Genomic DNA, 19,726 nt, shown 5'->3' with positions numbered 1-19,726 from the left:
AAAACCTCATTATTACTATCATACCTTACTGATAGATACTTTTCAAGATATCAGTTTGCACAAAAATTGATACCTTATGCATTTCTCTTCGAAAGGATTTCTTTTAAGCTCTCCGTATATGGCTCTCTTGCGATTCCATACTCTGTTACAATTCCGCTTATTAAATCGTGATCTGTCACATCAAATGCCGGATTGTATACTTTGACGCCTTCCGGTGCCATCCGCTCCTGATACCACATCTCCGTCACTTCCTCTGCCGGACGCTCTTCAATGCAGATATCATCCCCGGTTGCTGTATTTAAGTCAATGGTAGAAGTCGGTGCACAGACATAAAAAGGTACATGATACCGCTTTGCTACCGTTGCCACAACGGAGGTTCCGATTTTATTTGCCGTATCTCCATTGGCTGCCACCCGGTCACAGCCTACAAATACAGCCTGTACCAGCCCCTGCTTCATAACGGCGCCTGACATATTATCACAAATCAGGGTCACATCCACCCCTGCTGCATGCAGTTCAAAAGAAGTAAGTCTCGCCCCCTGCAAAAGAGGTCTTGTCTCATCTGCAAATACATGAAAATGATAACCTCTTTCTTCCCCCAGATAAATCGGTGCTGTAGCAGTTCCATATTTACTGGTGGCAAGCTGTCCGGCATTGCAATGGGTCAAAATACCATCACCCGGCTTCACCAGTGCCAGTCCGTGTTCTCCGATGCTTTTGCAGACCCTGATATCTTCTTCCTGAATCTCAAGGGCTTCTTTATGAAGCAATTCTTTTATCTCTGCAACCGGCTTATTTTTATTTGCAATGCAGACTCTCTCCATCCGGTTTAATGCCCAGGAAAGATTGACTGCGGTCGGGCGGGAAGAATTCAAATATTCTTTCTGTTTCTGAAAAGTTTCATAAAAGACTTCATAATCCTCTGTTTCAATTTCTTTTGCCAGAAGATAAATGCCAAAGCCTGCTACTACACCAATTGCCGGTGCGCCACGGACTTTTAATAAATAAATGGCATCCCAGATTTCCTGTGCACTCTTTAACCGGATCAGTTCTATCGTTCCCGGCAGCTTTGTCTGGTCGATGATTTCAATGGCATTCTCTGCATCTAAGAGTGTAACCGTTGCATAATCCATAATATTCTTACTGTTTTTTTCCTTCTCCATAGCCTTATCTCCTACTTGTCCTGAGCCTTTATTCTGGCATTCAGTTCTTCTAAATACTCCCAGCGTTCCATCTTATGCTCTAATTCATCTTCCACTTTTATCTTCTCCTGGGTCAGCTCATTTAACTTTACAAAATCACTGGCAAAGCTTCCCATCTTCTCATCCAGTTCTTCTAACTTTGCTTCCAAAGCTGCAATATCGTCCTCAATGGTCTCATAATCCTTCTGCTCCTGCCAGGTAAATTTCAACTTCCTGCCGCTCTTCCAGGTCGCCCTGGAATCCTTCTTTTCGGTATTCTCTATGGTGTCCGCATTTTCCTCCTGATCTGCTTTTTTCCTGGAAGTCTCTGTGCCTGCATTTCCTGCTGCAGTCTCTTCCTCCGGCCGCTTGGCAAGATAATCCGTATAACCGCCCTCATACTGTCTTATGTTTCCCTGTTCAAATGCAAAAATCCGCTTTGCGATACGGTCAAGGAAATACCGGTCATGGGATACCGTAATGACGATTCCATCATAATTATCAAGATAATCCTCTAAGATTGCCAGTGTGGTAATATCAAGATCATTGGTCGGCTCGTCTAAAATCAGTACATTCGGTGCTTCCATCAATACACGAAGCAGATTCAGTCTCCGCTTTTCTCCACCGGAAAGTTTTCCGATAACGCCATACTGTTCTTCCGGTGGAAATAAGAAACGCTCCAACATGGCTGATGCGGACACCAGTCCATCCTCTGTCCGGACATATTCTGCAGTATTGCGGATATATTCAATAACCTTTAAAGACGGATCCATATAGGCAACTCCCGCCGATGCATCCTTTTCAATCTCCTGGGAATAATAGCCTATCTTTATGGTCTGTCCGATAACCAGTTCTCCGGCATCCGGCTTTACCCTGCCATCGATAATCTTCATCAAAGTGGTCTTACCGCATCCATTATGTCCCACAAATCCGACTCTGTCATTCTTAAGAAAGATATAGGAAAAATCCTCAATCAGCTTTTTTTCTCCATAGGATTTACTGATATGATGAAGCTCTACCGTCGTCTTTCCCATACGGCTGGAAACCGAGCTTAATTCCACCTGCTTATCAAACTGTGGTCCCGCCTGGTCTCTAAGATTCTCATAGCGCCTGATATGTGCTTTCTGCTTGGTAGACCTTGCCCTTGCGCCCCGCTGCATCCAGGCGATCTCCTTGCGAAGGATGGACTGCCGCTTCCGTTCCCCGGCAACTGCCATATCCATACGCTCCTGCTTCAAATTCAGATAACCGGAATAATTTTCCTGATAACTGTAAATGGAGCCTTTATCAATTTCTGCAATACGGTTACATACGCTGTCCAGAAAATACCGGTCATGGGTTACCATAATCAGTGTTCCCTTAAAGCCCTTTAAGTATCCTTCCAGCCACTCTGCCATATCTGCATCCAGGTGGTTGGTAGGCTCGTCTAACAGCAGAATATCGCAGGGTGTTAAAAGCACTGCCACAAGAGCCAGACGTTTTCTTTCTCCACCGGATAAGTTTTTCGTCTTTTCCTCAAAATTATATACGCCAAGTCTTGTGAGCATGGATTTTGCCTTGCTCTCTAAATTCCACATCTGATAATCTTCCCCGGAAGCATCTGCCTGATTTTTCCGGTGTGCCGTTACCAGTACACTTTCTAAAACAGTCTCTTCTTCTCCAAATTCCGGCATCTGCGGAAGATAGCGGATTACCGCATGATTTGCCTTGGTGATTTCTCCAGCATCCGGTTCCTCTAAGCCTGCCAGCATTTTCAGTAAAGTGGATTTTCCGGTTCCGTTAATTCCCACAATTCCGACTTTCTCTCCTTCCTGCAAATAAAAGGAGGCATTGGAAAATAACTTTCTTCCGGTAAATGTCTTGGTTATATTCTCTGCTGATAATAAATTCATAAAGGTCTCCTGTATTTCTTTTTCATTCTTATTGGCAATAATTTTCTATCACAATACATATTTACATTTGACTGCTCACTGGCTATACTGTAATGCATAGCACAACTATTCAGGAGGTAATATATGTATCATAGAGCATCTGAATTAAAACATATTTTTAACGAAAATATGAAAGGCGGAACCGGCACTGTTGAGATTATCCGTTCCGTCAATCCTATAGACTATGAAAGCCCAGCCAAGATGATTGCAAAACTCATCTTAAGACCGGGCTGTTCTCTCGGAAAGCATATGCATGAAGGGGAAGAAGAAATCATCACCATTCTCTCCGGTCATGCAGCCTATGACGATAACGGAACCATCGTTGCTTTAGAAGCCGGTGATACCTGCGTCTGCAAAAGCGGAGAGTCCCACAGCATTGCAAATGCTTCTCCAAAAGAAGATCTCATTCTCTTTGCTGTCATTAACTATCTTGCCTAATTACCGGCAAAATAAGCATCAATCCCATTGGCGATTCCCTGTGCAATCTGAGTCTGATAAGAGTCCGTTGCCATGTTGGAATCTTCGGTGGGATTTGTCATATATCCCATTTCTACAATCGTTACCGGCACGGTACTCCAGTTAATTCCACTCATGGTATCCGTCTCCCACACATATTCCTTCTTTGCACCTGTCTGGGCACACAAACTATCCAGTATATTCTGGGAAAGGGATCGGCTCTGGCTGTAAAAGCTTCCTACATATGGATTGGATGCGGTCTGACAGATTGTCATAGCCCCATTGGCTCCGCTGTTGGTAGATCCGTTGGCATGTATACGGACAAATGCTTCTGCTCCCGCATTGGTTGCAATGGCTGCCCGCTCGCTGTTACTGAGATTCACATCATTGGTTTCTCTTGTCATGACTACGGTATAACCTCTTGCTACCAGTTCATCCCGCAATTTTAAGCTGACGGATAAGTTAAGCTGATATTCTGTCTGTCCGGTTGCAACGCCGGATGTTCCTCCGGTTACTCTTGCCTTGGTCTCAGAAGATCCCGGTGCTACCGGCTCCGGTGTACTGTCTCCTCTGCTCTGATGTCCCGGGTCAATGCAGATGACATGTCCACCGCTTCCGGATGTAATTCCGGTTCCCGCACTTCCAGTCAATGCTACCGGCTCCTGCGGCTTCTCTGTGGTCAGATAATCGGATGCTATATAATAAGTTCCTTCATCCAATGAAACCTGGCTCCAGCTTCCATCATTTGCAGTGCGGGTAAGTTCTTTTCCTGCAGATAATTTCTTATAAACCTCTGCATCGGTAGAAGGTTCTACCCTCACATTGACTCTTGTTGTCGTATAAACAGTCTCTTCTGCATAAACTACCGTATCCGGATTCAATACTGCCGGAACATGCTCTGTTTCCGTCTCTGTTTCTGTTTCCGTATCTACAACTTCTTCGGTGTCAATTACATTTTCTGTTGTTGGTACCTCTGTATTTGTTAATGTTTCTTCGGTATTCACATTCGCAACTGTATCGTCTTTTTTATCCTTCCCGCAAGCGGTCAGAAATACCAGACACATAACAAGCAACAGGCATACGGTAACTGCCGAGTGCCTGCTGCCCTTATGGAATGTGCTTCTTTCTGATGTTCTCATAGATTCCCTCACATTTCCCTATATCATCTTACTTATGAATCAAAGTTCCCTTTAATCCGCTGACACCATCTAATGCTTCCTCTAAGTTTGCAATCAGTACGGAACGGACTGCAGAATTGCCGATGTAATCGATTGCTGCCTGAATCTTCGGAAGCATGGTTCCTTCTTCAAACTGTCCCTCGTCCATATACTGTTTTGCTTCTTCTACGGTCATCTCATCCAATGGCTGTTCATTGGCTGTACCATAATTTAAGCATACCCGCTCTACACTAGTTAAGATAATGAGCTGGTCAGCATCTAAAAGCTCTGCAAGTCTGCCTGCTGCAAGGTCTTTTTCAATGACTGCGCTGGCACCTTTTAGATTATTATCCTGCTCTAATACAGGAATACCGCCACCACCACAGGCAATTACTACCTGATCTGCATCGGAAAGTGCACGGATTGCATCAATTTCTACGATGTCCATTGGCTTTGGAGCTGCTACGATACGGCGGTATCCATCGCCCTGTTTTACCGTATGGTTCCCTTTCTTCTCTTCTGCTTCTGCCTCTTCCTCTGTCATGACACGGCCGATAATTTTGGTTGGATGATAAAATGCTTCATCGTATGGGTCTACGGTTACCTGTGTTAAAACAGTAGATACCGGTTTGTAAATTCCACGGTTTAATAATTCGGTACGAATGGCATTCTGCAAATCGTATCCGATATAGCCCTGACTCATAGCAGAGCAGACAGACATCGGAGTAGCAGTATATTCCGGATAAATTCTTGCGAATTCAGCCATTGCAGTATGTATCATTCCCACCTGTGGTCCATTGCTGTGGGAAAGAACTACCTGACAGTCATCCTTAATATAATCTCCGATTGCTTTTGCGGTAAGCTTGGTTGCTTTCTTCTGTTCCGGAAGTGTTGTTCCCAATGCTTCATGTCCTAATGCAATCACAATTCTCTTCTTTTTCATGTTACAATCCTCCAATTCTATGCCCAAAGATTTTCCGGATAGACACCGTCTTTAATCAGTCCGCGGATGGAATCCACAACAAATGGTTTGTCCTCTAAATAAGTAACTCCAAACCAGCGGTCTGCTGTCTCATAAACTTTTACGGTTGCCTTATCCTGATTCAAAAGCAATTCCACAATATTTGGCAGCAGATACTCTTTCTTCATCGGATTGTCTTCAATATGTGCTAAGAACTCACGAAAGCCCTCTTCCAGATAATCAATAAAATCCGGATAGCCAGCCCACATGTTCATAGATACATTTACATCCGGGTGAATCCATTCTGCCACATCAGCTTCTTCACAATGTACTTTTCCTTTTTCATCGGCATAGATGCTGTGTGTCTCTAAAATTTTTTCAAGATAACCACTCTTTTCATCTACCACACAGACACCACGGGTAACAGTTCCGTTATCACTCAGTGTGTTCTTCAGGATATATCCAGCCATTCCAAGACGGAATCTTTCCCTATCCTCTTCATGATTTACCAGAAAATCATGCATCTTTACAAATGCTTCTTTTCCGTAATAATCATCTGCATTGATGACTAAAAATGGTTCCTTCACTACGCCTTTGCAGCATAATACTGCCTGACCGGTTCCCCATGGTTTTGTTCTGCCTTCCGGCACTGTAAAGCCTTCCGGTATATCATTGATATCCTGGAATACATAATCTACTTCTACCTGTTTTCCGATTCTGTTTCCAATGATTTCTTTAAAATCCGCCTCAATATCCTTGCGAATGATAAATACAACCTTATCAAAACCTGCGTCCACCGCGTCATAAATGGAATAGTCCATAATAATCTCGCCATTTGGTCCCATTTTCTCAAGCTGCTTAATTCCGCCGCCAAAACGGGAGCCAATGCCTGCCGCCATAATAATCAGTGTTGTTTTCATTCGTATTCTCCTCAACCTTATTTTTAAAACTTTTTTCTCTCTACCCTTTTCTTTTTCCTCTATTTCACTATTCTTATCTAATGATTTCGCCGCTCGTCAACGATAAAGGCATACTGACTCACTTACGCCTGCTATTTCATGTATTCTTTGTAGCCGACTTCCTGAAGCTTCTTATCCTTTGCTTCTACCTGCTCTTTTAAATTCTTAGAATATTCTTTTAATCGTGCCAATAATGCATCATCTGATGTTGCAAGAATCTTTGCTGCAAGAATTCCTGCATTTGCGCCACCATTGATTGCAACGGTTGCTACCGGAATACCGGTCGGCATCTGTACGATAGAATAAAGAGAATCTCTTCCGCCTAAAGATGTGGTATGCATTGGAATTCCGATTACCGGCATAGGGAAGATTGCTGCACACATTCCCGGAAGATGTGCTGCCATTCCTGCTCCTGCGATAATTACTTTAAATCCTTTGCTCTCTGCGCTCTTTGCATATTCAAAAAATACATCCGGCTCACGATGTGCGGAAATAATTGTCATCTCATACTCGATTCCAAGCTGTTCCAAAATATCTGCTGCTTTTGCCATTACAGGCATATCTGAATCACTGCCCATTACAATTCCTACTTTTGCCATTTTCTTTCTCCTTTTCTCATAGATACTTGTCCTTTTAGTATACACTGTTTTACGCCGGAAATGAAGTCTTATTTTCCAACGGCTCATTCAGTTTTTCTGTGCCCGGTACTACAAACCTGCCATCTCTTATAATATCCCCGGTACTGCCATCTGCCCGTTCAATATAAATGCAGTCTAATTCATCATACGGTATCGTAATATCCGTATGGCAGTTAAAGTATGCCTTACTCTCGTCTTCTTTCCGAAGAATTGAGATTTCATTGTCCCTTGCCACAATTTCTTTGCCATCCGGATTATAAACCGGCGTATCCTCTGCCTGGGAATAACAGGTATCTCCCACTGCAAAATGTGGACCTGTCTTCTCTGCAATCAGAATCGGCAATTTATCTGCAATATCAAAGTCCTTTGCCATCCGGTATGCCGTGGTGTTGGTTCCAATAGCAAACTCCCCTAACGGCAGCGTATCATGGTGCATCAGCACATTATCATAAATATATTTATGGTTCTCTTCTTCACTGTCAAAATTACTGCAACTGTAATCCACAACTTTTCCATCTTCAAACGTCATTTTCAGGTTCTCATACCGGAGTCCGTTAAGATAGACATAAGATACATGCAGTACTCCGTGGGTTCCGGTCAGCACCGGTGAAGTAAATACTTCCCCTACCGGAATATTGACATCTGCCACGCAGTTTTCAAAGATAGTCTCTTCCTGTGGATTCTTAAGGCGGTATAATTCCACGGTCATATCTGTTTCGTTATTGCCTTTTCCCTTGATATGTGCCCGGACTCCCTGGTCTAATACTTCAATAATTTTCGCCTGCATATCCCGGTACAGGGTATAATCCAGTGTATTTAATTCTACCGTCTTATCAAAGATTTCTTCAAAGTTGCTGCCAATCTGCGGGAGCGGATAAGCAATAATCGTAAAGCTTCTTTCCTCTCCCTTAATATACTGATTGGTAATCTGCCCAGCTTGTGACGCATAATAGACATTTAATTCATTCTGCTTATCACTGTAATGGCAGGCAGTTTTTTTATTTTCCGGTTCAAATAACGGCTCTCCGAACACCTCGATTACAGCCGGACCTGCGTAGCCTGCTGCAAGTTCTTTCTTATCTTCATATACAGTCCGGAGTGTCTCTAATCGGCGTTCCACAAAGGCTTTATCTAAATATACTGCTTTATCTGCTTTATGGTCATAATCAAACTGACGGTTCACAGAAGCCGCATAGCAGCCCCGCTTGGAATTGCCGCGGTTACGGAAGGAAGAAAACGCATCCCGGTAAATCGTCGGTTTTAATCCCATCTTCTCAAAATTAGCAATTGCTGCCCGCACCATACGTTCCATTCCGATGGCATATTCCACATTTACGGTAGATTTTATGGATAAGTCTTTTCCGGTGGTAATAAAGCCAATCCGGTAGCCTTCCGTATAAGTATCTGCCATTGCCTGAATCTTCTCCTGCGGAAGCTGGTTCATATACTCTGCCATACGGATTTCATTTTCTCCGACTGGTTCTCCATAATAATAAAGGTATTTTAAATCCTGTAAATCAGAATCCATTACAATCCGGGTAAAAAAATCCCGGCTGGCATCTACCATTTCACAGACGCTGCGCTCTGTAAATAATTCACTGTAATCGTGGAAGAACCAGTAAATTGCCTGCTGCACTTCTTTCGGGGTTGTTCCCTCTTCGTCATTAAAACAGGTATAAACCTGGATAAACAATTCACAGAAGCAGGTATAGGCTTCCACATCGCCCTCATAAGCATAAGGAATCAGGCTCCGAAGCTCTGCGTAAAGCATACTAAGCAGTGTACCGTATTCCTCTCCCAATGTTTCACAGGCATAATCCGGGTTGGCATAGCTTTCTTTATAATGCTCCGGCAAAATATCCTCATACAATGCTTCATTTATCTTCTGTAATGTTTCCCTGCTCTGGCTGCAGAAGCTGTCATTTAATACCTGCCGCAATACTTCTTCCGTTTTTACAATAAATGCTGCCGTTCCTTTAAAATAAGCACGGAACGGCTCACAAACCTCCGGTTCTGCCGCAAGTTCATGTATCCGTTCCGTTACCAAATCCAGTCGTTCTGTAATTGCTTCTCTTTCTTCTGCGTTTAAATTCTGATATTCCATACTTTATATCCTTTATATTTCTAATTTTGCCTACAACAGAATACCGCCTGCATAGACAGCTATCCAGATAAGCAGTGAAAAAATCGAGAAAAATGTAGCAGCATACGGAATGCTGCGAAATGAATTTTCCTCCTTCAGGCTTATAATTGCAAGAATCACTGCGGCTAATGCTGCAAAAAAAGCGAGGATTCCATAGCAGGCTATGTATATGCTTAAATTACCGGCACTTCTGAATGCAAGAACTACCATCACCACAAAACTGACCAGTGACAGTAATGCCAGAACAAGTGCTGTAATTCCTCTTTTCGAAAGTGTTTTTTCTGTAAATTTATATTTTCTGTATCCTCTTCGTCTTTTTCTCATGTTCTTTCTCCCGATACCATATTGTACCGAAGTCTATTCTTTCTGCTCAAATTTGTGACACCGGATATGATTTGCCAGCAAAAATCCAACATATCCAATTGCCCCGCCGATGGTATTTAAAATCAGATCATCTACATCAAAGCTTCCTACCTTGGATACAAGCTGTACCAGTTCCACCAGCAGGCTGAAGTCAAAACTCAAAAGCACTATCCGGTAGAACTTTCTCTGATTATGTGCCAGTAATGGCAGCAGCATTCCATAAGGAATAAAAGCGACAATATTTCCCAGAAGGTTAAAGCAGACTGCTTTCGTCCCCAGTACCTTCCGGTAAATAATAAACCGCTTGATTTCTTTTAAGGGCATAAGATTATAATGGTAGCTTCTTTCGGAATAGGTTCTTCCCATCATTTCTGAGAAGAACAGGAAATAGCAAAGCAGACCCAGATATATTACGAATAAAATCCATGCTCCGATACGAAGCAGTTTTCTCGTCTTCTGACTCAATTCCTTTTCCCCATTTCATTTTTGCTGTTTATTTTGCCCCATACTGCTCATAATATTTATCAATTGCTTCTTTCATCTTATCATCAATGATAAGCCTGCCCTGACAAGGACGGTTGTATAAACACTCTACCACATCTGCCATGCTGACAATTGCATTTGCAGGAAAACCATATTTCTCCTGAATCTCATCCAATGCGCATTTGTCTGTCTCAAGTCCTTTTTCCATACGGTTTAAGGATACCATCAGTCCAAGAATGGTTACATCTCCCTGTGCCTGAATGATTGGGAATGTCTCCTGAATAGATTTTCCGGATGTCGTTACATCCTCAATAATAACAACACGGTCACCATCTTTGATTTTGCTTCCAAGCAAAATTCCGGTATCGCCATGGTCTTTTACTTCTTTACGGTTAGAACAGTAACGAATCTCTTTGCCATAAAGACGGCTGAATGCGATTGTTGTTGCAACAGAAAGCGGAATTCCCTTATATGCCGGTCCAAACAGCACATCAAAATCGGTACCATAGTGGTCGTGAATTGCTTTTGCATAATATTCTCCAAGGCGGGATAACTGTGAACCGGTTACATATGCACCTGCATTCATAAAGAATGGAGACTTTCTTCCACTCTTTAATGTGAAGTCACCAAATTTCAAAACCTCACTCTCCACCATAAATTCAATAAACTCTTTCTTATATGCTTCCATGTATGAAACCTCCTGAATATGTCAACAGTGAACTATCACTTTTTTCTTTTACCTAATTTCTTATGCTACCATACTTCCCTGAAAACCTCAATGCATTTTTCTTAATGGCGCCGGTCTATACCGGCATTATTATAATAAGCTGCTTTTTCCTGATACATTCTGCGTTCAGCTTCCATCAGCAAGAGGTCAAATCCACGCTCCCAGCTTTCCTGCCATACTGATCCGACTGCCATTATTACATCTTTTTTCTTCATGCCAGCCTTCATACGTTCTATCCGCTGCTTCAGTTCCTCTTCTCCGATACCTGCACACAGTGCCAGAAGTTCATCCCCTCCAATACGGAACAGTCCATAGTCTGAAAATTCCTCACGGAGTAATTCGCCGGCACGCAGAATGAGCTGGTCACCTGCCTGATGACCTAAAGTATCATTTACCCTTTTCAGTCCTGTAATATCGCAATACACCACACCAAAGCATGAAGTCCCTGATGCATCTGTAACATACTGTTCCATGGCGAACCGGTTTCCAAGTTTCGTAAGCTGGTCACTATAGCTCATCCGTTCCAATTCCCGCACCAGATTACGCCTTCTGATGCTGGAGACAATAAAATATCCCATAATCTGAAGCATATTAGAAGTATAATCCAACATTTTTTCGGGAGGATTATCAACTCCATAAAAACCGATGATTTTCTGACCTTCATACAGTGGAACTACTACCAGCGTTGAAATATTCTGTTGTTTCAGATTCTCATACTGCAGTGGATCACTCTCACGTATATTTTCCAGATTACCAATGATAATATTTTTGCCTTCCCTAAAATTGCGGTACCAGTTCTCGCATACTTCAGCCGGAACATTCTGCAAATTATCTTTCTCAGGCCTGATACCATTCGCTACCCATTCATAGGTGTTATCGTCATTTCCCAATAAGTTTTTTTCAAAAATATAGGTACGTTCTCCATTCAATGCCTTTCCAAGATATTCCAGGATAATTTCCAGTGACTGTTCTGATGTAGGGGCATTTAACGCAATTCTTATGCCCTCATTTATAATAGCCTCCATATTTTCATAGTTTTGAATCAGACTTCCCTGTTTTTCTTCGTTGCTGACATCCAGTGCAATTTCTACCCGGTAACGTCGACCATCCTGTTCCAGCATAGTATCCTTCAACAACAGATGTTTGCCAAGAACCGGATTATAATACTTCCATTCTTTAAACTCACCTTCTACCAGTTCCTGATTATTGCACATACTACAAGGGGCGGCATTATGCTGCATCACCTCATAACATTTCTTTCCTTTTATTTCCTCCTGGGTCTGAAATCCAAAGTTTTCCCGTGTTTTCCGGTTCATATACACAAGCTCATATGTATCAACATCTGAGACATATACAAGTTCATCAAGATTTTCAAAGAAATTCCAAATCTTTTCCACTGTTTCTATCCTTTCTGGCAATTACATTCCTTTAGGCGGTTGCGAAAGGGGACAAAAAGATGATTGCCCCAATAATATCACGGGATTACAGGAGATTTATCTTTATCCGGTATGAAATGCCAACAGTTCTTATAATGCGTGTTTTTCTTGATTATAAACTGTCTTTCCGGTTGCTTTGGCTGAATATCGACGCTGTCCGCCGGGTACAGATGCCACATAATGCCTGCAAGGGGCACAGGGGATTTCGGTATGCGTTGCTTTTTGTCTGGCAACCGGCACAAATTCACATCCATGTTCAATTGTGCCTCGCTGGTACATCCCTGTACCTGCGTTGCCTGTTGCCAGACGAAATTCCCAGTGCCCCTAACAGCCCTTATCAGGCATCTGTGTTTCGGCGAACTGTGTCGATATTCTGACAAACATTGGAAAGACTGTTTTCATAACAAAAAGAAAAACACGCATTTTAGAACTGCGGTATTTCGTAGCAAAAGATAATCCCCTGTGAATCCCGTGATATTCTTCCGGCAGCATCAAAAACAGTCCCATTAATCAGTGACTGCACCAATCAGTTCATTGATATCTTCAACTCCATTATTTTCCATATAATCCTGTATACCATTGATAATATCAATCGTTGCGGTAGGATTGGTAAAGTTTGCAGTTCCCACAGATACTGCGGTTGCTCCTGCCAGTATCAGTTCCAATGCATCTTCCGTGCTCTGTACACCTCCCATTCCGATAATCGGAATATTCACTGCCTGGGCTGCCTGATATACCATACGCACTGCAATTGGATGCACTGCCGGTCCGGACATCCCACCAGTTCTGTTTGCCAAAGCAAATTTTCTGCGGTTTACATCAATCTTCATTCCAGTCAGTGTATTAATCAGGGAAATTACATCTGCTCCGCCTGCTTCTGCCGCTTTTGCCATCTCTGTAATATCCGTTACATTCGGGCTCAATTTCATAATAACCGGCTGTCTTGCATATTTTTTCACTTCTTTTGTAATTTCTTCTACAGAAGCTGCATTCTGTCCAAAGGCAATACCGCCTTCTTTGACATTTGGGCAGGAAATATTGATTTCCAGCATATCTACCGGCTGTTCGGCCAGTCTTTCCACAACTTCTATATAATCGGAGGCTGTTTTTCCACAAACATTTACAATAATGCGTGTGTCATAGTGGGTAAGAAATGGAATATCACGCTGTACAAATACATCAATACCAGGATTCTGTAAACCGATAGCATTTAACATTCCACCGTACACTTCTGCCACACGAGGGGTCGGATTCCCCGGCCATGGTACATTGGCAACACCTTTCGTCACTACTGCACCCAGTTTATTCAAATCTACAAATTCACTGTATTCCTGACCGGAGCCAAAGGTTCCGGATGCTGTCATAATCGGGTTCTTCAATAATACTCCTGCCAGATTCACTCTTGTATTCATTAAAGTTCCACCTCCTCAGCCCGGAAAACCGGTCCTTCTTTACATACACGTTTATTATTGACATTGGAATGTTCGTCCTTGTCCTTAGACTGGCACACGCAGGCTAAACAGGCTCCGATTCCACAAGCCATACGTTCTTCCATAGAAATCCAGCACTCAATCTGTTTCTCTTTTGCATATTCCTTAATAGCTGCCAGCATCGGCTTTGGTCCGCAGGCATAGATAATATCTGCTGTCAGCCCATTTTCACGGATGGCATCCAATACATTTCCTTCTGTCCCGGCACTTCCGTCCTCAGTTGCCACATAGACTTCTCCTTCTTCACGGAATTCATCCATCAGGAAAAGCTCATCCCGGAAACCAAGTACCATCTGCTTTTCACAGTCCAATTCTTTTGCCAGCTCTAACATTGGTGGAATACCAATTCCACCACCAATTAAGAACGCTTTCTTTTCTTTCTTCGGAAATCCATTTCCCAGCGGTCCTGTTATATTAAGAATTCCGCCGGTATGCATACCGGAAAACTCTTCTGTTCCCTTTCCAACTTTACGGTATACCAGACGGATGGCATTATCCTTTTTATCAATTTCACAGATACTGATTGGTCTTGGAAGCAGCCTGCTTCCTTCATTACAATATACAGATACAAACTGACCTGCTTTTGCATGTGCTGCAATCTCTTCCGTACGCAGCCACATACTGTAAATGTCATCCGCAATTTCTTCCTGGCGGATAATAATCGCCTGTTCTTTAAACTTCTCTGCCATCTTCTTCTCCTATCTTGCCTGTAAAGCTCCATCGATATCTTTTATCATTGCCTCTACTGCTGCTCTGGATGCATCTGCAAAATGCTCTGCTCCAAAAGATGCATATGTTTCCTGCTTATATGCGGCAATGATTCCACGGGATGAATTGACAATTGCACCCAGTCCGTTTTCGTCGAAGTAATGTACTAAGTCCGCTCCTTTTCCACCCTGGGCACCGTATCCCGGAACCAGGATAAAGCTCTTTGGCATTACTTTACGAAGGACTTTTCCGATCTCCGGATAGGTTGCTCCTACTACTGCTCCCACATAGCTGTAGTTATCTCCCATGACTTCTTCGCCCCACTGTGCTACCTTTTCACCGACATATTCATACAGTGGTCTGCCATCAATTAATCTGTCCTGGAATTCTCCACTGGATGGATTGCTGGTCTTAACTAAAATGAAGATACCTTTTTTCTCTTCTTTACATACTTCCAGGAAAGGCTTGATTCCGTCTGAACCAAGATATGGATTAACGGTTGCAAAGTCTTCATCAAAAGCAGAAAGCTTCTTACTTCCCACCTGGACTTTACCAAGATGTCCCACTGCATAAGCTGCGGATGTAGAACCGATATCGCCACGTTTTACATCTCCGATTACCACAAGGTCTTTGGAGTGGCAGTAATCTACTGTCTTCTGATATGCTTTCACACCCTCTGTTCCAAACTGCTCATACATGGCAATCTGTGGTTTTACAGCAGGAATCAGATCATAAGTGGCATCTACAATTGCTTTGTTAAACTGCCAGATTGCTTCTGCTGCGCCCTCTAAAGTCTCACCACGCTCCTTAAATGCTGCTGCCTTAATATGTTCCGGAACATAATCTAACATCGGATCTAAGCCGACAACGATTGGTGCATGGGTTTTCTCGATTTTTTTAATTAATTTGTTAATCATATCTTTAAGCCTTTCTTTTTCTTATTCTTCTGCTGCATCATATACAATTTTGCCGTCACAGATAGTCATCATTACTTTACCGGTTACTTTTCTGCCGTGGAATGGTGTATTCTTTGCTTTCGACCAGAACTTGTTCTTATCAATGGCATAAGTGCATTCCGGATCAAAAAGCATGACATCTGCCATTCTTCCCTCTTCCAAAGTTCCTTTCTTCAAATGAAGAATCTGTGCCGGGTTATAGCTCATCTTCTCTACCATCTGCATCGGTGTTAAGTATCCACCCAGCACGAGTTCTGTATAAGTCAGTGCTGCTACAGTTTCCATTCCAACAATTCCGAATGGTGCCTTTACCATGCTGCTATTTTTTTCATCTGCTGTATGCGGTGCATGGTCTGTAGAAATGACTTCCATGGTTCCGTCGGAAAGTCCCTTTTTCAATGCCTCCACATCCTCTTTACGGCGAAGTGGCGGATTCATCTTATAATTGGTATCTCCCTCTACCATATCATCTGATGTCAGTGTGAAATGATGCGGACATACCTCTGCGGATACCGGAATATGCTCTAACTTGGCATATTTTACCATGTTTACACTGTTCTTTGTGGAGCAGTGGCAAAGATGCAGGTGTGCACCGGTATCTTTGGATAACAGGATATTTCTTGCAATCATGATATCTTCTACGGAATTGGTAATTCCAGCCAGTCCCCACCGTTTTGCATTCTCATCCTCGTTGACCACGCCGGAGCCAACCAGATTCTTATCTTCGCAATGTGACAGTACCGGAATGTTACAGTCCCTTGCTACCAGCATGGCATCTCTTGCAAGAAGTGAATTCATGACTGATTTGCCATCTTCACTGATTGCAGGGCTTCCTGCCTCCGCCATCTCTTTGATGTCAGCTAATTCCTCTCCCTGCTGTCCTTTTGTTATAGCGCCAACCTGTAATACATGCACCAGTCCGACACTTTCTGCCTTATGATGTACATAACGTACCACATCAGCATTATCTACCACCGGCTTGGTATTTGGCATTGCAAGTACCGTGGTATATCCGCCTCGTGCTGCGGAACGGGTTTCTGTTTCAACATCGCCCTTATGGGTAAATCCTGGATCCCGCAAATGCACGTGCATATCAACGAGTCCCGGCATTACATACAGTCCTTTGGCATCAATAGTCTTCTCTGCCTTTTTTTTAATATTTTTCCCTCTTTTGGTAATGACTCCATCTTCTATGAAAAGGTCCATTACATCATCTGTTTTCGTAGCCGGATCTAAAATGCGGCCACCTTTTATTAAGATTGTCATGTGGAATACCTCCTGTTGCTCCTATTTTAGCATACAAGCAGTTCTGGGGCAATCTGCTCATGCATGTATTTTCTCAAATAGCGCCGGAGGTACATATGCTTCTATACGGATTCCCTCCGGCAGATATTCTTCTGCTATTAATTCTCCTGTTTCTCTTATCTGCTGCAGCAATCCACCCTTGTCATATGGCAGCACTGTCTCAAGATAGCGCTTGTTCTCCCGCAGTATCCGGGCAAGACAGTCTTTCAGTTCTTCTAGGCCATCACCTCTTGCTGCAGATACCCGTAAAGTAATATCTGCCCTGCCATCCCGCAATGGTTCCCGGTCTGTAATAGCATCCTGCTTATTAAACAATGTCAGTATCTTTTTATCTGTAACCTCTAACTGGTGCAATGTCTCATATACAATATGCATCTGCTTGGCAGCCTGTGGATTGGATGCATCCACCACATGAATGATAAAATCTGCATACTTAGCTTCCTCTAAAGTACTACGGAAGGCATCAATCAGATGATGCGGCAGTTTCCGGATAAACCCTACCGTATCCGTAAGCAAAAGCTTCTGGCTTCCCGGAAGTTCTAACATTCTGGTAGTCGGGTCTAAGGTTGCAAAAAGTTTATCCTCTGCAAGAATTCCAGCTCCGGTCAGAGCATTTAAAAGGGTTGATTTACCGGCATTGGTATACCCTATAATCGCTGCCACTGGAACATGATTCCGCTGTCTTGCCACACGATTCACTTCCCGGTGTCGTTTTACTTCCTCTAACTCCCGTTTGAGCTGGCTGATTCTTGATGCAATCAGACGACGGTCTACCTCTAACTTTTTCTCTCCCGGACCTCTCGTTCCAATTCCTCCTCCCAGCCTTGACATACTCTTTCCTACGCCGGAAAGGCGACTCATGCGGTAACGAAGCTGTGCCAGCTCCACCTGTATCTTTCCTTCACTGGTAGATGCTCTGGCAGCAAAAATATCAAGGATAATTAAGGTTCTGTCCATCACTTTTACGTTCAGGGCATCCGAAAGATTCCGAAGCTGTGCCGGGCTTAGTTCGTCATCGCAGACAATTCCTGTTGCATTGGTCCATGCAATTTCATCCAGCAGATCTTCTACTTTTCCGCTACCAATATAAAGCCCCGGATGTATTGTCTGACGGTTCTGGATTACCCTGCCCACCGTTACTGCTCCGGCAGTCTTCACCAGCTCCTCCAATTCATCCAGGGAGTCTTCTGTATCATCGCCATCCTGGCTGCTTACGCCAACCAGGATGACTCTTTCTTCCATTTCATTGTTTTTAAAAAATTCAGGCATAAAATATCCTTTTCTTACTTTCTGTTTACGCAAACACACTCTGTCCGTTCTGGGATAATCCTGCAGAAATATTTAAAATTGAAGCAAAATCATTCTGTAATTCATTTGAGCATTTCTCTGCTTCCTGATAAATTTCTTCTGCTCTTTCAGCATTTTCATCGAACAGTGCCTGCTGCACTTCTTTTCCATAGCCATGGAATCTTCTGTGTTTCTCTGCCAGCGCATTCCAGACCGGTGCAATTGCCGGATTTCCCGGATGCATGGAATGGTAAAAATGACCAAAGCCGCATTTTGTATCATCAAATTGTAACGGAAGGACATTCTTCTCAGTTACCATGGTATGTAAAGTCTCAAGCCATGCCCTATGTGCTTCCATTGCTTTTTGTACATAAGTATCAAAAACTGCATTATCCATACGGTAAAATGCATCACGGCTCATTTCTCCTATAACCTTCGCCACATTATCCATACCCGTTTCAACCTGGGTTAATGGTTCTAACGAACCTTTTAAATTTACATTTATAACGGTCAGCAATTCTGCATCATTGCTGAGATTACTGCACTGGTCCTCAATACAGGACACCTGGGTTTCCAGCACATTCATGGAGCTGCTGATTTCTTCACTGATACCAGCAAGGGAACCAATCGATTCGCTGATGGTTCCAACATTTTTCTTGTTCTCGTCATTAATATTCCATACAGCATTAATCTTCTGATCAATATTGTCAAGAGATGTAATTGCAACATCCACACTCTTAGAACTCTTCTCAGAAGCATCGCGGATTCCTTCTACGAATTCACCCATATTTCCGGTTAACTGCTTGGTTCCCTCTGCCAGCTGACGGATTTCTTCCGCTACAACGGCAAATCCCTTTCCTGCTTCTCCTGCTCTTGCTGCCTCAATTGATGCGTTCAATGCCAGCAGGTTGGTCTGTTCGGAAATTGCATTGATGCCTTCAATGACTTCATTCATATGATTGATAACATCCATCAATGCATCCATATTTTTCTTCATTTCTGTGGATTCTGAGATTGCATCTTTGGATAAATCCCGGATAGCTGTCAGTTCTTCCTGGCCATTCTCTATCTTCTTATAAATATCAGTAGTTTTCTCTGATACATCAATAATTGTATTGGTCAGACCCTCATGGGCATTTCTTACTTCCTCTGCAATACTGGATGTTTCTGCTGTTGCATCATGGATTGTCTTTGTTGCTGTATTGACATCCTCTGCTGCCGTTGTCATCTTTACGGTATCATGCCCAACTTTCAAACCCAAAGCACTCATTGTCATAACTGCCTTCATATCTTCCCCATATACCTGTGCAAGCTGACGTCTGCCAGCATTCATGCGTTCATACATATGCTGCAGTTCCGGTGAACCTGCAGCATAATTCTCTTCTTTCATCTCACTGATTGACTGAACCAGATTTACAATTTTTTTGTTCTTTCCCAACGCCATATATTTCCTCCAATCAATGCACTTTCTGTGCATTACGTTATACTACTAATTTTGTACTGAATCCTGCCGATTGTCAACGACATTTTGTGATATTTTTCCAA

General features: G+C 43.0%; 18 protein-coding genes. 1 reads left to right on the top strand and 17 read right to left on the bottom strand.

What is annotated here, in order from left to right:
• Positions 1 to 74 precede the first annotated feature (74 nt).
• Complete coding sequence (gene mtnA / locus DWW33_RS06625) at positions 75 to 1,163, bottom strand: S-methyl-5-thioribose-1-phosphate isomerase (RefSeq protein ID WP_118639120.1); 1,089 nt, start codon at positions 1,161 to 1,163, stop codon at positions 75 to 77.
• 11 nt (positions 1,164 to 1,174) lie between these two features.
• Positions 1,175 to 3,073 (bottom strand): ABC-F family ATP-binding cassette domain-containing protein, encoded by a 1,899-nt coding sequence (locus tag DWW33_RS06620; RefSeq protein ID WP_118639119.1) that lies wholly within the window; start codon positions 3,071 to 3,073, stop codon positions 1,175 to 1,177.
• Between the two features lie 123 nt (positions 3,074 to 3,196).
• Here DWW33_RS06620 and DWW33_RS06615 point away from each other — a divergent pair, with 123 nt between their 5' ends.
• On the top strand, positions 3,197 to 3,550 hold the full coding sequence (locus DWW33_RS06615; RefSeq protein ID WP_022244169.1) for a cupin domain-containing protein: 354 nt from the start codon (positions 3,197 to 3,199) through the stop codon (positions 3,548 to 3,550).
• On the opposite strand, the gene DWW33_RS15945 is transcribed toward DWW33_RS06615, so the two are convergent.
• The 15 genes from DWW33_RS15945 to DWW33_RS06530 form a co-directional block, all read right to left on the bottom strand.
• The gene (locus DWW33_RS15945) at positions 3,547 to 4,707 is read right to left on the bottom strand and encodes an N-acetylmuramoyl-L-alanine amidase (RefSeq protein WP_022244168.1); all 1,161 of its coding nucleotides are present in this window, start codon (positions 4,705 to 4,707) and stop codon (positions 3,547 to 3,549) included. The genes DWW33_RS06615 and DWW33_RS15945 overlap by 4 nt on opposite strands.
• 28 nt (positions 4,708 to 4,735) lie before the next feature.
• A complete protein-coding gene (arcC, locus tag DWW33_RS06605; protein WP_022244167.1) occupies positions 4,736 to 5,668 on the bottom strand; it encodes a carbamate kinase in 933 nt (310 codons plus the stop codon).
• 17 nt (positions 5,669 to 5,685) lie between these two features.
• Positions 5,686 to 6,606 carry a sugar phosphate nucleotidyltransferase gene (locus DWW33_RS06600; RefSeq protein ID WP_118639118.1) on the bottom strand — a complete coding sequence of 307 codons (921 nt, stop codon included), beginning with the start codon at positions 6,604 to 6,606 and terminating at the stop codon, positions 5,686 to 5,688.
• 131 nt (positions 6,607 to 6,737) lie between these two features.
• Positions 6,738 to 7,244, bottom strand: coding sequence for a 5-(carboxyamino)imidazole ribonucleotide mutase (purE, locus tag DWW33_RS06595; RefSeq protein ID WP_022244165.1), 507 nt, complete (start codon positions 7,242 to 7,244; stop codon positions 6,738 to 6,740).
• Positions 7,245 to 7,293: 49 nt separating this feature from the next.
• Positions 7,294 to 9,387 carry an aminopeptidase gene (locus tag DWW33_RS06590; RefSeq protein WP_118639117.1) on the bottom strand — a complete coding sequence of 698 codons (2,094 nt, stop codon included), beginning with the start codon at positions 9,385 to 9,387 and terminating at the stop codon, positions 7,294 to 7,296.
• A 30-nt stretch (positions 9,388 to 9,417) separates the two neighbouring features.
• Positions 9,418 to 9,750, bottom strand: a complete 333-nt coding sequence (locus DWW33_RS06585) for a DUF6142 family protein (protein ID WP_117697499.1) — start codon at positions 9,748 to 9,750, stop codon at positions 9,418 to 9,420.
• 33 nt (positions 9,751 to 9,783) lie between these two features.
• Positions 9,784 to 10,254, bottom strand: a complete 471-nt coding sequence (locus tag DWW33_RS06580; RefSeq protein ID WP_117697497.1) for a VanZ family protein — start codon at positions 10,252 to 10,254, stop codon at positions 9,784 to 9,786.
• 28 nt (positions 10,255 to 10,282) lie between these two features.
• Positions 10,283 to 10,960, bottom strand: coding sequence for an orotate phosphoribosyltransferase (gene pyrE, locus DWW33_RS06575; protein WP_022244161.1), 678 nt, complete (start codon positions 10,958 to 10,960; stop codon positions 10,283 to 10,285).
• 101 nt (positions 10,961 to 11,061) lie between these two features.
• Positions 11,062 to 12,396 (bottom strand): sensor domain-containing diguanylate cyclase, encoded by a 1,335-nt coding sequence (locus DWW33_RS06570; protein ID WP_243088571.1) that lies wholly within the window; start codon positions 12,394 to 12,396, stop codon positions 11,062 to 11,064.
• A gap of 545 nt (positions 12,397 to 12,941) precedes the next feature.
• Positions 12,942 to 13,847 (bottom strand): dihydroorotate dehydrogenase, encoded by a 906-nt coding sequence (locus DWW33_RS06555; protein WP_022244409.1) that lies wholly within the window; start codon positions 13,845 to 13,847, stop codon positions 12,942 to 12,944.
• Positions 13,847 to 14,614: a dihydroorotate dehydrogenase electron transfer subunit gene (locus DWW33_RS06550; protein WP_022244410.1), complete on the bottom strand. Its 768-nt coding sequence runs from the start codon at positions 14,612 to 14,614 to the stop codon at positions 13,847 to 13,849. The genes DWW33_RS06555 and DWW33_RS06550 overlap by 1 nt, the downstream gene beginning before the upstream one ends.
• Before the next feature lie 9 nt (positions 14,615 to 14,623).
• Complete coding sequence (gene pyrF, locus DWW33_RS06545; protein WP_118639115.1) at positions 14,624 to 15,550, bottom strand: orotidine-5'-phosphate decarboxylase; 927 nt, start codon at positions 15,548 to 15,550, stop codon at positions 14,624 to 14,626.
• Positions 15,551 to 15,571: 21 nt separating this feature from the next.
• Positions 15,572 to 16,855, bottom strand: a complete 1,284-nt coding sequence (locus tag DWW33_RS06540) for a dihydroorotase (protein ID WP_118639114.1) — start codon at positions 16,853 to 16,855, stop codon at positions 15,572 to 15,574.
• 57 nt (positions 16,856 to 16,912) lie between these two features.
• Entirely contained in the window at positions 16,913 to 18,163 is a 1,251-nt protein-coding gene (gene hflX, locus DWW33_RS06535) for a GTPase HflX (RefSeq protein WP_118639158.1), read from the bottom strand.
• Positions 18,164 to 18,188: 25 nt separating this feature from the next.
• The gene (locus tag DWW33_RS06530) at positions 18,189 to 19,625 is read right to left on the bottom strand and encodes a methyl-accepting chemotaxis protein (protein WP_158564701.1); all 1,437 of its coding nucleotides are present in this window, start codon (positions 19,623 to 19,625) and stop codon (positions 18,189 to 18,191) included.
• Positions 19,626 to 19,726: the final 101 nt, after the last annotated feature.

The sequence above is a fragment of the Roseburia sp. AF15-21 genome (genome assembly GCF_003479505.1).
Taxonomy (GTDB): domain Bacteria; phylum Bacillota; class Clostridia; order Lachnospirales; family Lachnospiraceae; genus Roseburia_C; species Roseburia_C amylophila.
Note: the sequence above shows the minus strand (reverse complement) of the source record. Positions and strands in the feature narration are given on the sequence as shown.

What these genes read in the sequence shown, in the direction of transcription:
- mtnA (WP_118639120.1), bottom strand. Translation starts at nt 1,163, where the DNA reads ATGGAGAAGGAAAAAAACAGTAAGAATATTATGGATTATGCAACGGTT.
- DWW33_RS06620 (WP_118639119.1), bottom strand. Translation starts at nt 3,073, where the DNA reads ATGAATTTATTATCAGCAGAGAATATAACCAAGACATTTACCGGAAGA.
- DWW33_RS06615 (WP_022244169.1), top strand. Translation starts at nt 3,197, where the DNA reads ATGTATCATAGAGCATCTGAATTAAAACATATTTTTAACGAAAATATG.
- DWW33_RS15945 (WP_022244168.1), bottom strand. Translation starts at nt 4,707, where the DNA reads ATGAGAACATCAGAAAGAAGCACATTCCATAAGGGCAGCAGGCACTCG.
- arcC (WP_022244167.1), bottom strand. Translation starts at nt 5,668, where the DNA reads ATGAAAAAGAAGAGAATTGTGATTGCATTAGGACATGAAGCATTGGGA.
- DWW33_RS06600 (WP_118639118.1), bottom strand. Translation starts at nt 6,606, where the DNA reads ATGAAAACAACACTGATTATTATGGCGGCAGGCATTGGCTCCCGTTTT.
- purE (WP_022244165.1), bottom strand. Translation starts at nt 7,244, where the DNA reads ATGGCAAAAGTAGGAATTGTAATGGGCAGTGATTCAGATATGCCTGTA.
- DWW33_RS06590 (WP_118639117.1), bottom strand. Translation starts at nt 9,387, where the DNA reads ATGGAATATCAGAATTTAAACGCAGAAGAAAGAGAAGCAATTACAGAA.
- DWW33_RS06585 (WP_117697499.1), bottom strand. Translation starts at nt 9,750, where the DNA reads ATGAGAAAAAGACGAAGAGGATACAGAAAATATAAATTTACAGAAAAA.
- pyrE (WP_022244161.1), bottom strand. Translation starts at nt 10,960, where the DNA reads ATGGAAGCATATAAGAAAGAGTTTATTGAATTTATGGTGGAGAGTGAG.
- DWW33_RS06555 (WP_022244409.1), bottom strand. Translation starts at nt 13,847, where the DNA reads ATGAATACAAGAGTGAATCTGGCAGGAGTATTATTGAAGAACCCGATT.
- DWW33_RS06550 (WP_022244410.1), bottom strand. Translation starts at nt 14,614, where the DNA reads ATGGCAGAGAAGTTTAAAGAACAGGCGATTATTATCCGCCAGGAAGAA.
- pyrF (WP_118639115.1), bottom strand. Translation starts at nt 15,550, where the DNA reads ATGATTAACAAATTAATTAAAAAAATCGAGAAAACCCATGCACCAATC.
- DWW33_RS06540 (WP_118639114.1), bottom strand. Translation starts at nt 16,855, where the DNA reads ATGACAATCTTAATAAAAGGTGGCCGCATTTTAGATCCGGCTACGAAA.
- hflX (WP_118639158.1), bottom strand. Translation starts at nt 18,163, where the DNA reads ATGCCTGAATTTTTTAAAAACAATGAAATGGAAGAAAGAGTCATCCTG.
- DWW33_RS06530 (WP_158564701.1), bottom strand. Translation starts at nt 19,625, where the DNA reads ATGGCGTTGGGAAAGAACAAAAAAATTGTAAATCTGGTTCAGTCAATC.